Below are 12671 nucleotides of genomic sequence, written 5' to 3' on the forward strand. Positions count from 1 at the left end.
CAGAGGGCACACCTTTCCTTAGGAGATGCTGTCGTCTAGAAGAAACGCGGGTCCGTGATGGCCCCGCTGGCCAGCAGGAAGACATAGAAGTCGGCGACGGCCACGCTGATCAGGGAGGACCACGCGAGCAGCATGTGCCGCTCGTTGAGCTTGCCGACCCAGCCCCACAGCCGGTAGCGCACCGGGTGCTTGGAGAAGTGCCGCAGCCGGCCGCCGATGATGTGCCGGCAGGAGTGACAGGAGAGGGTGTACGCCCAGATCAGCACGATGTTGGCGAGGAAGACCAGGGTGCCCAGGCCCATGTGGCCCCAGGCGTAGTTCTCGTCGCGGAAGGTGAGCGCCGTGTCGTAGGTCAGCACGCCCGCGACCAGCACCGCGAAGTAGAAGAAGTAGCGGTGGATGTTCTGCAGGATCAGCGGGAAGCGGGTCTCACCGGTGTACTTCTTGTGCGGCTCGGCGACCGCGCAGGCCGGCGGCGAGGCCCAGAAGCCGCGGTAGTAGGCCTTGCGGTAGTAGTAGCAGGTCAGCCGGAAGCCCAGCGGGAAGATCAGGATCAGCAGCGCGGGGGACAGGCCCCACCAGCTGCCGAAGAGCTCCCAGTTGGGGCCGCCGCGCATGGTGGCGCAGTTCTCCGCCAGGCAGGGCGAGTAGAACGGCGAGACATAGGGCGCGTGGTAGTAGTCGGCGTTCGCGAACGCCCGCCAGGTCGAGTAGACGATGAACGCGAACAGTCCGGCGGCGGTGCCGGCCGGCGCCAGCCACCAGCGGTCGGTGCGCAGATGACGGGCGGGGATGGCGGCGCGCGAGGCGGTGTGCACACCGTTCGCGGGCGCTGGTGGGGAGGGTTCGGTGCCAGTGGCCAACGTCGGTCTCCGTGAAGGGTGCTCCGTCGGGGCGGGGGCGGCGAAGGCACCGCCGGGGCGGGGCGGGACGGGATGAGGGGCGGTGAGCGGGACTCGTGCTACGTCGTCAGGGCGCGTGGCCGTTCCGGGAGCCGAGCCCCTCGTCCTCGGCATCGGTCCACAACGCGGAGTTGTACGGGGCGTCGGGGATCGTCACCATCTCCTCGACGACGGCGCTCGGACGGCGGGGCGGGCCGGCCGCCACGCTCTGCTTGAGCAAGGTCAGGCTTTCGCGCAGGTGGTCCGTGTCGCTGCGGAGCCGGCGGATGTCCAGACAGGCGTCGAGCTGCGCCTCCAGCCGCCCCACCGAACGGGCCAGACCGTCCAGGTTGCGTTCAACCGCCGTCAATTCGTCCTGAAGGGACATAGCGTGCCCTCACTTTTGAAGGTGTGGTGGGCGATCTCATGCGCCCGAGAGTGTCGCGCGTCACAGTAGGCGTTGGGAAGGGGGCGAGCGTGATTACGACTCGAACCGGTGCGTTCCGGCAACCATGCGCCTCGGCGTAGGTCGAACGTGGATACGACAACCGCCGGTACGCGGGGGTGTTCCGGGCTCCCGGGTGCGCCGATTCCGGCCGCTGAGGGGCCCGGTGTTGGGCCGGGCGGGTGGGCTTGGGGCCCCGGCCGACGTGTCGGGCGGACACGGCGCGCGCGCTCGCTTTCAGTAGGGGGGCCATAGATGTGATGAGCCCCAAAGTCGGCCGAACGTGGTGCGCCGGTCAGGCCCCAGGCGGCGCACGGCGCGGCGCGGGCGAGCCCGGAGGTAACCGTCATGACCGACCACGACCACCCCTCAGGCCGCCGCGCGGCGTGCCGCAGGCGCCGGTGTGCCGCGCTCGTCGCGGCCGGGGTGCTGCTCCCGCTGCCGGCCCTGACCGGATGCAGTGACGAGGCCCGGGACACGTCCGTCGCCACATCCCAGGACATCGCCCCCGCGCCCCGCGGCGAACTGAAGAAGGGCGGCACCCTGCGCTGGGCCGTCGACGCGATGCCCGGCACGCTGAACGCCTTCCAGGCCGACGCCAACGCGGCCACCACGCGGATCACCGGCGCGGTGCTGCCCAGCATGTTCACCATCGACGCGAACGGCAGGCCGCAGCGCAACGCCGACTACCTGGACGCCGCGGACATCAGCGCCCGCGACCCCAAGCAGGTCGTCACTTACAAGATCAACCCCAAGGCGCGGTGGAGCGACGGCAGGCCGGTCACCGCCGCCGACTTCATCGCCCAGTGGACCGCGCTGCGCGGCAAGGACAACGCGTTCTGGACCGCCCGCAATGCCGGCTACGACCGCATCGGCAAGGTCGAACAGGGCGCGGACTCCCACGAGGTCAAGGTCACCTTCGCCCGCCCCTACGCCGACTGGGAGTCGCTGTTCACCCCGCTCTACCCCAAGAGCGTGATGGGCAGCGCCGACGCCTTCAACGACGGCGCCCGCGAGCAACTGAGTGTCAGCGCCGGGCCGTTCCTCTTCCAGAAGCGGGACGCCAAGGAGGGGCGCGTCGTCCTCGTACGCAACCCGAAGTGGTGGGGCGATCCCGCCATGCTCAAGAGGATCGTCCTGCAGTCGCTGCCCGGCGACAAGCGGGCCGCGGCGCTCGCGGACGGGAGCATCGACGTCGCCGCGGTCGACCAGGCCGCCGCGAAGCGGGTCGCCTCCGCCCGGCGCGCCGCCTCCGCGGGCCCCCACGAGCGCGGCGACGGCAACGCGGGCCCGCAGGACGAGGGGAAGCGGGCCGGGGCCCGCTCGGACGCCAAGGCCGCCGCCGCGAAGAACCTCGTACTGCGCGGCTACACCATCCGCAGGGCCCTGGAGCCCGCCTACACCCAGCTCGCCCTCAACGGCAGCAGCGGGCCGCTGGCCGACGACCGGGTGCGCCGCGCGGTGGCCCGCGCCCTCGACCGCCAGGAGCTCGCGGACACCGTCCTCAAGCCGCTCGACCTGCCGTCCAGGCCGCTCGGCAGCCATCTGCTGATGGCCGAGCAGCACGGCTACCAGGATCACAGCGATGCGCTCGGCGGCCAGGACACCGGGGCGGCCAAGGCGCTGCTCGCGGAGGCCGGCTGGAAGAGCGACGACACCGACCGCCAGCAGGCAGGCGAGAAGGCGGGCGCACCGGCGCCCGGTGCGGGCCGCGCCGCCGACGAGGACGGCTACGACACCTCGGACGACCGCTACGGGGACGAGCGGGCCGGCGACCGGCCCGACGGCGGGGACGACGGGGATGCCGACGACCGCAACCCGGCCCGCTCCGGCCACGGCCATGCCGCCCCGCCCGCCAACGGCGGCCGGCGGGACGGCATGCGGCCCGCCGCCGCCGAGGCCCCACTGTCCTTCACCGGCGCGGTCGGCTCCGAGGTCCAGCAGGCAGCCCTGCTGCGGCAGAGCGCCTCGTTCTACAAGGAGGCGGCAGCCAACGAGAAGGACCAAGCGGACGGTGACACCGGGTCCGCGGCGTACGCCAGGTACAAGCAGTACAAGAAGCGCGCGGCACAGACGCTCGGCGCGGCCGAGCTGATCGAGACCGGGCAGGCCCCGAATCTGCCGGGGTCCGGCGGCCACCCGGGCGCCCTGCGCGCGGCCGCCGAGCGGCCCGCCGACGCGGCCTTCGCACCGCGGCCGGCCGGCCACAAGGGGGCCAAGATCGCCGCCGTCAAGAAGAACGGCAGGCCCCTCACCCTGCGCTTCGTGCTCCCCGACGGGGCCGGCTCCGCACAGCTGCGCACCGTCGGACGGCAGATCGCCGAAATGCTCGGCAAGATCGGCGTACAGACCTCCCTCCAGCGGGTCTCCGACGCCAGCTACTTCCAGGACCACATCGCCTCCGGCGACTACGACCTGGCGCTGTACTCCTGGCCCGGCACCGCCTACCCGGCGACCGACGCCCGGCCGATCTACGCCAAGCCGCAGCCCGCGCCCGACGGCTCGCTGACCGTCGAGCAGAACTACACCCGGGTCGGCACCGACCACATCGACCAGCTCTTCGACCAGGCCGCCTCCGAGCTGGACGAGAACGCCGCGCACACGCTGGTCGAGCAGGCCGACGCCAGGATCTGGGCGGCCGCCGGATCGATTCCGCTCTACCAGCGGCCCGAGTTGGTGGCCACGAAGAAGACGCTTGCCAACGTCGGCGCCTTCGGCTTCGCCACGCCCCGCTTCCAGGACATCGGTTACCAGATGTAGCAGGGCAGCCACCCTGGCGAATAAAAGGTAAGAAACCGCAGGTCAGACGGCGTAGGTACGGGCTGCGGCGGCCAATGCCGCCGCAGCCCCGTACGATGGGGTGAGGCCGTGGCTTGGTTATGCCCGGCAGGCGCGCGTACCGGATGGACGTGCCGCCACCCACGATTCCGGGAGAAGCGCCGCCAGTATGCCCACGCGCCACGACATTCGTAACGTAGCCATCGTCGCCCACGTCGACCACGGGAAGACGACCCTCGTCGACGCCATGCTCAAGCAGGCCGGCGCGTTCGCCGAGCACGCCGCCGAGAAGCTCGACGACCGGATGATGGACTCCAACGACCTGGAGCGTGAGAAGGGCATCACGATCCTCGCCAAGAACACGGCGGTGAAGTATCACCCCAAGGACGGCGGGGACCCGATCACGATCAACATCATCGACACCCCCGGCCACGCCGACTTCGGTGGCGAGGTCGAGCGCGGTCTGTCGATGGTCGACGCGGTCGTCCTGCTGGTCGACGCTTCCGAGGGTCCGCTCCCGCAGACCCGCTTCGTGCTCCGCAAGGCCCTTTCGGCCCGGATGCCGGTCATCCTGTGCATCAACAAGACCGACCGCCCCGACTCCCGGATCGACGAGGTCGTCAACGAGACCTACGACCTCTTCCTGGACCTGGACGCGGACGAGGACCAGATCGAGTTCCCGATCGTCTACGCCTGCGCCCGTGACGGCGTCGCCTCGCTGACCAAGCCGGAGGACGGCACCGTCCCGGCCGACAGCGAGAACCTCCAGCCGTTCTTCACCACGCTGCTGGAGCACGCCCCGGCGCCGGAGTACGACGCCGACGCCCCGCTCCAGGCCCACGTCACCAACCTCGACGCGGACAACTTCCTCGGCCGTATCGCGCTGCTCCGTGTCGAGCAGGGCGAGCTGAAGAAGGGCCAGACCGTCGCGTGGATCAAGCGTGACGGCACCATGTCCAACGTCCGCATCACCGAGCTGATGATGACCGAGGCGCTCACCCGCAAGCCCGCCGAGAAGGCCGGCCCCGGTGACATCTGCGCCGTCGCCGGTATCCCGGACATCATGATCGGCGAGACGCTGGCCGACCCGGAGAACCCGGTCGCGCTGCCGCTGATCACGGTCGACGAGCCGGCCATCTCGATGACCATCGGTACGAACACCTCGCCGCTGGTCGGCAAGGGCGGCAAGGGCCACAAGGTCACCGCCCGCCAGGTCAAGGACCGCCTGGACAAGGAGCTGATCGGTAACGTCTCGCTCCGTGTCCTGGACACCGAGCGTCCCGACGCCTGGGAGGTCCAGGGCCGTGGCGAGCTGGCGCTGGCGATCCTCGTCGAGACCATGCGCCGGGAGGGCTTCGAGCTCACCGTCGGCAAGCCCGAGGTCGTCACCAAGCAGGTCGACGGCAAGCTGCACGAGCCGATCGAGCGCCTGACGATCGACTCCCCCGAGGAGCACCTGGGCGCGATCACGCAGCTGATGGCGACCCGTAAGGGCCGTATGGAGACCATGACCAACCACGGTTCCGGCTGGATCCGTATGGAGTGGATCGTGCCGTCGCGTGGCCTGATCGGCTTCCGTACGGAGTTCCTGACCCAGACCCGCGGTACGGGCATCGCGCACTCCCTCTTCGAGGGCCACGAGCCGTGGTTCGGCGAGCTGCGCACCCGCCACAACGGTTCGCTGGTCGCGGACCGCGCCGGTTCGGTCACGCCGTTCGCGATGATCAACCTCCAGGAGCGCGGCGTGATCTTCACGGAGCCGGGCACCGAGGTGTACGAGGGCATGATCATCGGTGAGAACTCGCGCTCCGACGACATGGACGTGAACATCACCAAGGAGAAGAAGCTCACCAACATGCGTGCGGCTTCGGCGGACACCACCGAGAACGTCGTCCCGCCGCGCAAGCTCTCCCTGGAGCAGTCGCTGGAGTTCTGCCGCGACGACGAGTGCATCGAGGTCACCCCGGAGACGGTCCGTATCCGCAAGGTCGTCCTGGACCAGAAGGAGCGCGGCCGCACCGCGTCGCGCGCCAAGCGGTAACACCGACGGTGGTCCGGGCCGGGACACCGGCCCGGGGAAACGGGGCGCCCCTCCGCGTGAGGGGCGCCCCGTTTCCGTATCCGGGCAGGGCGGGGGCGGCTCGCGCGGGGGGTGGCGGCAGGGGCTCCGCGGCTGCGGCATCCCGGCCACGGCCGCGTTGTCAGTGGTCGGGGGCAGACTGTCGGTATGGCAGCTACAACGAGGATCGAGACCGGGCGCGAGATCGCCACGCTCATCAATGTGTTCACCGTCCTGCCCGAGCGGCAGGCGGAGCTGGTGGCGGTGCTCAGCCGGGCCACCGAGGAGACGATGAAGGACCGGCCGGGGTTCATCTCGGCGAACATCCACGCGAGCGCGGACGGCGAACGGGTCGTCAATTACGCGCAGTGGGAAAGCGAGGAGCACTTCCGGACGATGCTGGCCGACCCGACCGCGCAGGAGCACATGACCCAGGCCGCGGCGCTGGCGGAGGGGTTCGATCCGCGACTGTTCGCGGTGGAGTCCGTGCATCACATATAGGGACTGCCGGGGAGAGGACCGGGGTGCGCCCCGGACCTCTCCCGGAGCCTTCCCCGGGCCTTCGCGGGGCTTTCGCGGGGCTCTCCCCGGGGCTCCTCGGGCTTCTCCGGGCTCCCGGGTCCTCCGGGCTCCCTGGCTTCACCGGGCTCTCCCCCCGGGCTCCTCCGGGCTTTCCCGGGTCTCTTCCGGGGGCTCCTCCGCTCCGCCCCCGCTCGGGCATCCGAGGGTTTTCTCCGGTCTTCGGAGCAGTGGCGGTCGCCGCCGAAGTGCGGTACGTCCCCCTTTGCGCTCTGATGTGGCTAGGCATGATCCGGACCTGAGGAGGCGTCATGCGGAGAGCCACGCGCGCGAAGTGGGGCGGCTGCGCCGTCGTCGTCGCCCTCGTGGCCACGGCCTGCGGGGGCGGGGCCGGCGCAGGCCGCTCCGGAGTGGTCAGCTCGTCCTGGGGCGATCCGCAGAATCCGCTGGAGCCGGCGAACACCAATGAGGTCCAGGGCGGCAAGGTTCTGGAGATGCTGTTCCGGGGGCTCAAGCGCTACAACCCGAAGACCGGCGCGGCGGAGAATGTGATTGCCGACCGCATCGAGACGAAGGATTCGCGGAATTTCACGGTGACGCTGAAGAAGGGCTGGACCTTCAGTAACGGGGAAAAGGTCACGGCCCGGTCCTTCGTGGATGCCTGGAATTATGGTGCGCTGCTGAGCAACAGGCAGAAGAACGCGGCGTTCTTCTCCTACATCGACGGCTTTGCGCAGGTGCATCCGGACAGCGGGCGTCCGCGGGCCAGGACCATGTCGGGGCTGGTGGTGAAGGACGACCACACCTTCACCGTCAAACTCAACCAGAAATTCTCCGGCTGGCCCGACACGCTGGGTTACGCGGCCTTCATGCCGCTTCCGCGGGCGTTCTTCCGCCATCATGACGCCTGGCTCGGGAATCCTGTCGGGAACGGCCCGTATCTCGTGGACTCCTATGACAAGGGGTCCGTGCTGCGGATGCGGAAATGGGGGAAGTACCCGGGTGACGATCCGGCGCGGAACGGCGGAATCGACCTGCGGGTCTACACGGACAACAACACCGCCTACACCGATCTGCAGGCGGGCAATCTCGACCTGGTCGACGATGTGCCCGCCGCGCAGCTGGGGCATGTGAAGACGGACCTCGGGGGCCGCTACATCAACCAGCCGGCCGGGATCATCCAGACCCTGGCCTTCCCCATGTACGACAAGCGGTGGAACCACCCGGGCGCGGAGAAGATGCGGCGCGGTCTGTCCATGGCGATCGACCGGGACCAGATCACCCGGGAGATCTTCCAGCGGACCCGCACCCCCGCCACCGACTGGACCTCGCCGGTGCTGGGGGCGAAGGGCGGGTACAAGGCGGGGCTGTGCGGCGACGCCTGTGTGTTCCACCCGGCCAGGGCAAAGCAGCTGATCAAGGAGGGGGGCGGCATTCCCGGCGGGACGATGACCCTTTCGTACAACGCCGATACGGGCTCCCACAAGGACTGGGTCGACGCCCTCTGCAACAGCGTCAACAAGTCGCTGGGGGACGACAATGCCTGCGTCGGCAACCCGGTCGGGACCTTCGCCGACTTCCGGAACAAGATCACGGCCAGGCGGATGACCGGACCGTTCCGGGCCGGCTGGCAGATGGACTATCCGCTGATCCAGAACTTCCTGCAGCCGCTGTATTACACCGACGCCTCCTCCAACGACGGCAAGTTCAGCAACCGCGCCTTCGACAAGCTGGTGAACGAGGCGAACGCGGCGACGGAGACCGGCCGGGCCGTCGCGACGTTCCAGGACTCGGAGAAGATCCTCGCCCAGCAGATGCCGGCCATTCCGCTCTGGTACCAGAACGGCAGCGCCGGCTATTCCGACCGGATCAGCAACGTGGCACTGAACCCTTTCAGTGTGCCCGTCTACAACGAGATCAAGGTCAACTGACTGCGGTGTGAGGGAGGTTGACGCTTCATGGGACGCTATGTGATCCGGCGGCTGCTCCAGATGATCCCGGTGTTCATCGGCAGCACATTCCTGATCTTCTTCATGGTCTACGCACTGGGCGACCCCGTGGCCGCGATGTTCGGCGACCGGGCCCCCGACCCCGCCACCGCCGCACAGATCCGCCGCGACCTCTACCTCGACGAGCCGCTGTGGAAGCAGTATCTGCACTACATGGACCAGATCTTCCAGGGGAATTTCGGCACCGCGTTCAACGGCCAGTCGGTCACCGAGCTGATGGCTTCCTCCTTTCCCGTCACCCTGCGGCTGACGGTCATCGCCATCGTGATCGAAATGGTGGCGGGCATCGTGCTGGGGGTGTTCAGCGGGCTGCGCCGCGGCCGGGACATCGACACCACGGTCCTCGTCCTCACCCTCGTCGTGGTGTCCATTCCGACATTCGTCAGCGGCTATCTGCTGCAGTTCCTGTTCGGGGTGCAGTGGGGCTGGGCCGCGCCGTCCGTCGCCCCCGAAGCGCCACTGAACGAACTCCTGCTGCCGGGGCTGGTGCTGGCCCTGGTCTCGCTCGCCTACGTCACCCGGCTGACGCGGACCTCGATCGCGGAGAACGCCCGCGCCGACTACGTCCGTACGGCCCTCGCCAAGGGCCTGCCCCGCCACCGGGTCATCACCCGCCATCTGCTGCGCAATTCGCTGATCCCGGTGGTCACCTTCATCGGTACGGATATCGGCGCCCTGATGGGCGGCGCGATCGTCACCGAGCGCATCTTCAACATCCATGGCGTCGGCTTCCAGCTCTACCAGGGAGTCCTGCGGCAGAACTCGCCGACGGTCGTGGGCTTCGTGACGATCCTGGTGCTGGTCTTCCTCCTGGCGAACCTCCTCGTCGACCTGTTGTACGCCGTCCTCGACCCGAGGATCCGCTATGCCTGAGCCCTACGTCCCCAAGGAAGCCATCGGCCACGGCGACGGCGGCTCCGCCGCGCTGGCCATCGGCGAGGCGGAGTCGCTGGAGCGGCGGCCCGGTGCGGCCCCGCCGGGCGCCGGACCGCCCGGCAAGGAGCCCGGCAAGCCCCGCAGCCTGTGGAGCGACGCCTGGCACGATCTGTACCGCAACCCCGTCTTCGTGGTCTCCGCGCTGGTCATCGTGTTCCTGGTGATCATCGCGATCTGGCCGCAGCTGATCGCCACCGGCAACCCGTACCGCGCGGACCTCGCCAAGGCACAGCAGGGCTCCCAGCCCGGCCACCCCTTCGGCTTCGACACCCAGGGCCGTGACGTCTACACCCGGGTGGTCTACGGGGCCCGCGCCTCCATCACCGTCGGCGTCTGCGCCACGACCGGCGCGGCGCTGCTCGGCAGCCTGCTGGGCGGGCTGGCCGGCTTCTTCGGCGGCTGGGGGGACAACCTGCTCTCCCGGCTCGCCGACATCTTCTTCGGCATCCCGGTGATCCTCGGCGGTCTGGTCTTCCTCTCGGTCGTCACCAGCAGCACGGTCTGGCCGGTGGTCGGCTTCATCGTGCTGCTCGGCTGGCCGCAGGTCTCCCGAATCGCCCGCGGCTCCGTCGTCACCGCCAAGCAGAACGACTACGTCCAGGCCGCGCGGGCGCTGGGCGCCGGCAACGGGCGGATGCTGCTGCGGCACATCGCACCCAACGCCGTCGCACCGGTCATCGTCGTCGCCACCATCGCGCTCGGCACGTACATCGCGCTGGAGGCGACGCTCTCCTACCTCGGCGCGGGCCTGAAACCGCCCACCGTCTCCTGGGGCATCGACATCTCCACGGCCTCCACCTACATCCGCAGCGCGCCGCACATGCTGCTGTGGCCCGCGGGCGCACTGAGCATCACGGTGCTGGCGTTCATCATGCTCGGCGACGCGGTGCGCGACGCCCTCGACCCCAAGCTGCGCTGAGGAGCCGGAAGATGACGCACGAGGACGCGGGCAGCAGGCCCGCGGGCGGCGGCACGGCGCTCGCGGAGGCGGCCCTGCTCGACGTGCGCGATCTGCGGGTCGAGTTCCGTACCCGCGACGGCGTGGCGAAGGCCGTCAACGGCGTCAGCTACCGGGTGGCGCCGGGGCAGACGCTGGCGGTGCTCGGGGAGTCAGGATCCGGCAAGTCCGTCACCGCCCAGGCCGTGATGGGCATCCTCGACTCGCCGCCGGGGTTCGTCACCGGCGGCGAGATCATCTTCCAGGGGCGCGATCTGCTCACCCTGCGCAAGGAGGAGCGGCGGAAGGTCCGCGGCGCCAAGATGGCGATGATCTTCCAGGATTCGCTGTCCGCACTGAACCCGGTCCTCACCGTCGGGGCGCAGCTCGGGGAGATGTTCGAGGTCCACGAGGGGATGTCCCGTAAGAACGCCCGCCACAGGGCCGTGGAGCTGATGGAACGGGTCGGCATCCCGGCGGCCCGGCAGCGGGTGGGCGACTATCCGCACCAGTTCTCCGGCGGGATGCGCCAGCGCATCATGATCGCGATGGCGCTGTCCCTCGGCCCCGACCTGATCATCGCCGACGAGCCGACCACGGCGCTGGACGTCACCGTCCAGGCGCAGGTGATGGACCTGCTGGCGGAGCTGCAGCGCGAGCTCACCATGGGGCTGATCCTGATCACCCATGACCTCGGGGTGGTCGCGGACGTCGCCGACACCATCGCGGTGATGTACGCGGGCCGGATCGTCGAGACCGCCCCCGTCCACCAGCTCTACCGGGCGCCCGCGCACCCGTACACCCGCGGTCTGCTGGAATCCATCCCACGGCTGGACCAGAAGGGGCAGCGGCTGTACGCGATCAAGGGCCTGCCGCCCAATCTGACCGCCATCCCGCCGGGCTGCCCCTTCCACCCGCGCTGCCCGCTGGCCCAGGACGTCTGCCGCACCGACCCTCCGCCGCTCTACGAGGCCGGGCCCGGCCGGGCCAGCGCCTGCCACTTCTGGAAGGAGACGCTCGATGGGGCCCGGTGAAGGTGCCACCCCGGCGGCCGGTACGACGGCACCGCTGCTGGAGATCCGCGACCTGGTCAAACACTTCCCGCTCACCCGGGGCGTGCTCTTCCATAAACAGGTCGGCGCGGTACGGGCCGTCGACGGTGTCTCCTTCGACCTCCACCAGGGCGAAACGCTCGGCATCGTCGGCGAATCGGGCTGCGGCAAGTCCACGGTCGCCAAGCTGCTGGTCGGCCTGGAGCGGCCGACGGCAGGTCAGATCCGGTACCGCGGGGAGGACATCAGCACCCTCTCCGGGCGGGCCCTGCGGGCCGTACGCCGCAATATCCAGATGGTGTTCCAGGACCCCTACACCTCCCTGAACCCCCGGATGACCGTCGGCGACATCATCGGCGAGCCGTACGAGATCCACCCCGAGGTGGCCCCCAAGGGAGACCGCCGCAGAAGGGTCAGGGAACTCCTGGACGTGGTCGGGCTCAACCCCGAGTACATCAACCGCTATCCGCACCAGTTCTCCGGCGGCCAGCGCCAGCGCATCGGTATCGCCCGCGGCCTCGCGCTGCGCCCGGAGATCATCGTCGCCGACGAACCGGTCTCCGCGCTGGACGTCTCCGTCCAGGCCCAAGTGGTCAACCTACTGGAGCAGTTGCAGGACGAGTTCGACCTGTCGTACGTCTTCATCGCCCACGACCTGTCCGTCGTACGGCACATCTCCGACCGGGTCGCGGTGATGTACCTGGGCCGGCTCGCCGAGACCGGTACCGGCGAGCAGATCTACGAGCACCCCACCCACCCGTACACCCAGGCCCTGCTGTCCGCCGTTCCCGTCCCCGACCCGGACGCCCGCAGCCACCGCGAGCGCATCCTGCTGGCGGGCGATGTCCCCTCGCCCGCCGCCCCGCCCTCCGGCTGCCGCTTCCGCACGCGGTGCTGGAAGGCCCGGCAGCTGTGCGCGGACGTGGTGCCGGCGCTGGAAGTGCCCCGGGAATTCCGGGAGACGAAGGGGCCGGCCGGGCACGCCTCGGCATGTCACTTCGCCGAGGAGCGGCAGGTGGTGGCGAGCGAGTGAGTGGGACGAGCCGGAGCCCGCC

General features: G+C 69.7%; 10 protein-coding genes. 8 read left to right on the forward strand and 2 right to left on the reverse strand.

Annotation, left to right across the window (positions count from 1 at the left end; all coding sequences use genetic code 11):
- Positions 1–35 precede the first annotated feature (35 nt).
- The gene (locus ACGFR7_RS05820) at positions 36–863 is read right to left on the reverse strand and encodes a hypothetical protein (RefSeq protein ID WP_393313473.1); all 828 of its coding nucleotides are present in this window, start codon (positions 861–863) and stop codon (positions 36–38) included.
- A gap of 106 nt (positions 864–969) precedes the next feature.
- Entirely contained in the window at positions 970–1269 is a 300-nt protein-coding gene (locus tag ACGFR7_RS05825) for a hypothetical protein (protein WP_393313476.1), read from the reverse strand.
- Positions 1270–1674: 405 nt separating this feature from the next.
- Here ACGFR7_RS05825 and ACGFR7_RS05830 point away from each other — a divergent pair, with 405 nt between their 5' ends.
- From ACGFR7_RS05830 to ACGFR7_RS05865, 8 genes are all read left to right on the forward strand, one after another.
- The gene (locus ACGFR7_RS05830) at positions 1675–4086 is read left to right on the forward strand and encodes an ABC transporter family substrate-binding protein (RefSeq protein ID WP_393313479.1); all 2412 of its coding nucleotides are present in this window, start codon (positions 1675–1677) and stop codon (positions 4084–4086) included.
- Positions 4087–4273: 187 nt separating this feature from the next.
- Positions 4274–6145, forward strand: a complete 1872-nt coding sequence (gene typA, locus ACGFR7_RS05835) for a translational GTPase TypA (RefSeq protein ID WP_393313482.1) — start codon at positions 4274–4276, stop codon at positions 6143–6145.
- A 186-nt stretch (positions 6146–6331) separates the two neighbouring features.
- Complete coding sequence (locus ACGFR7_RS05840; RefSeq protein ID WP_393313485.1) at positions 6332–6664, forward strand: antibiotic biosynthesis monooxygenase family protein; 333 nt, start codon at positions 6332–6334, stop codon at positions 6662–6664.
- Positions 6665–6993: 329 nt separating this feature from the next.
- Complete coding sequence (locus ACGFR7_RS05845; protein WP_393313488.1) at positions 6994–8613, forward strand: ABC transporter substrate-binding protein; 1620 nt, start codon at positions 6994–6996, stop codon at positions 8611–8613.
- A 27-nt stretch (positions 8614–8640) separates the two neighbouring features.
- A complete protein-coding gene (locus ACGFR7_RS05850) occupies positions 8641–9564 on the forward strand; it encodes an ABC transporter permease (protein ID WP_393313491.1) in 924 nt (307 codons plus the stop codon).
- Positions 9557–10546, forward strand: coding sequence for an ABC transporter permease (locus tag ACGFR7_RS05855; RefSeq protein ID WP_392373578.1), 990 nt, complete (start codon positions 9557–9559; stop codon positions 10544–10546). Before ACGFR7_RS05850 ends, ACGFR7_RS05855 begins: the two co-directional genes overlap by 8 nt.
- A gap of 11 nt (positions 10547–10557) precedes the next feature.
- The gene (locus ACGFR7_RS05860) at positions 10558–11598 is read left to right on the forward strand and encodes an ABC transporter ATP-binding protein (protein ID WP_393313494.1); all 1041 of its coding nucleotides are present in this window, start codon (positions 10558–10560) and stop codon (positions 11596–11598) included.
- On the forward strand, positions 11585–12649 hold the full coding sequence (locus ACGFR7_RS05865) for an ABC transporter ATP-binding protein (protein ID WP_393313497.1): 1065 nt from the start codon (positions 11585–11587) through the stop codon (positions 12647–12649). The genes ACGFR7_RS05860 and ACGFR7_RS05865 overlap by 14 nt, the downstream gene beginning before the upstream one ends.
- The last annotated feature ends 22 nt before the right edge of the window (positions 12650–12671 follow it).

Source organism: Streptomyces sp. NPDC048516 (assembly GCF_043199875.1).
In the GTDB taxonomy this organism is placed as follows: Bacteria; Actinomycetota; Actinomycetes; order Streptomycetales; family Streptomycetaceae; genus Streptomyces.

What these genes read in the sequence shown, in the direction of transcription:
- ACGFR7_RS05865 (WP_393313497.1), top strand. Translation starts at nt 11,585, where the DNA reads ATGGGGCCCGGTGAAGGTGCCACCCCGGCGGCCGGTACGACGGCACCG.
- ACGFR7_RS05855 (WP_392373578.1), top strand. Translation starts at nt 9,557, where the DNA reads ATGCCTGAGCCCTACGTCCCCAAGGAAGCCATCGGCCACGGCGACGGC.
- ACGFR7_RS05845 (WP_393313488.1), top strand. Translation starts at nt 6,994, where the DNA reads ATGCGGAGAGCCACGCGCGCGAAGTGGGGCGGCTGCGCCGTCGTCGTC.
- ACGFR7_RS05850 (WP_393313491.1), top strand. Translation starts at nt 8,641, where the DNA reads ATGGGACGCTATGTGATCCGGCGGCTGCTCCAGATGATCCCGGTGTTC.
- ACGFR7_RS05840 (WP_393313485.1), top strand. Translation starts at nt 6,332, where the DNA reads ATGGCAGCTACAACGAGGATCGAGACCGGGCGCGAGATCGCCACGCTC.
- ACGFR7_RS05825 (WP_393313476.1), bottom strand. Translation starts at nt 1,269, where the DNA reads ATGTCCCTTCAGGACGAATTGACGGCGGTTGAACGCAACCTGGACGGT.
- typA (WP_393313482.1), top strand. Translation starts at nt 4,274, where the DNA reads ATGCCCACGCGCCACGACATTCGTAACGTAGCCATCGTCGCCCACGTC.
- ACGFR7_RS05860 (WP_393313494.1), top strand. Translation starts at nt 10,558, where the DNA reads ATGACGCACGAGGACGCGGGCAGCAGGCCCGCGGGCGGCGGCACGGCG.
- ACGFR7_RS05830 (WP_393313479.1), top strand. Translation starts at nt 1,675, where the DNA reads ATGACCGACCACGACCACCCCTCAGGCCGCCGCGCGGCGTGCCGCAGG.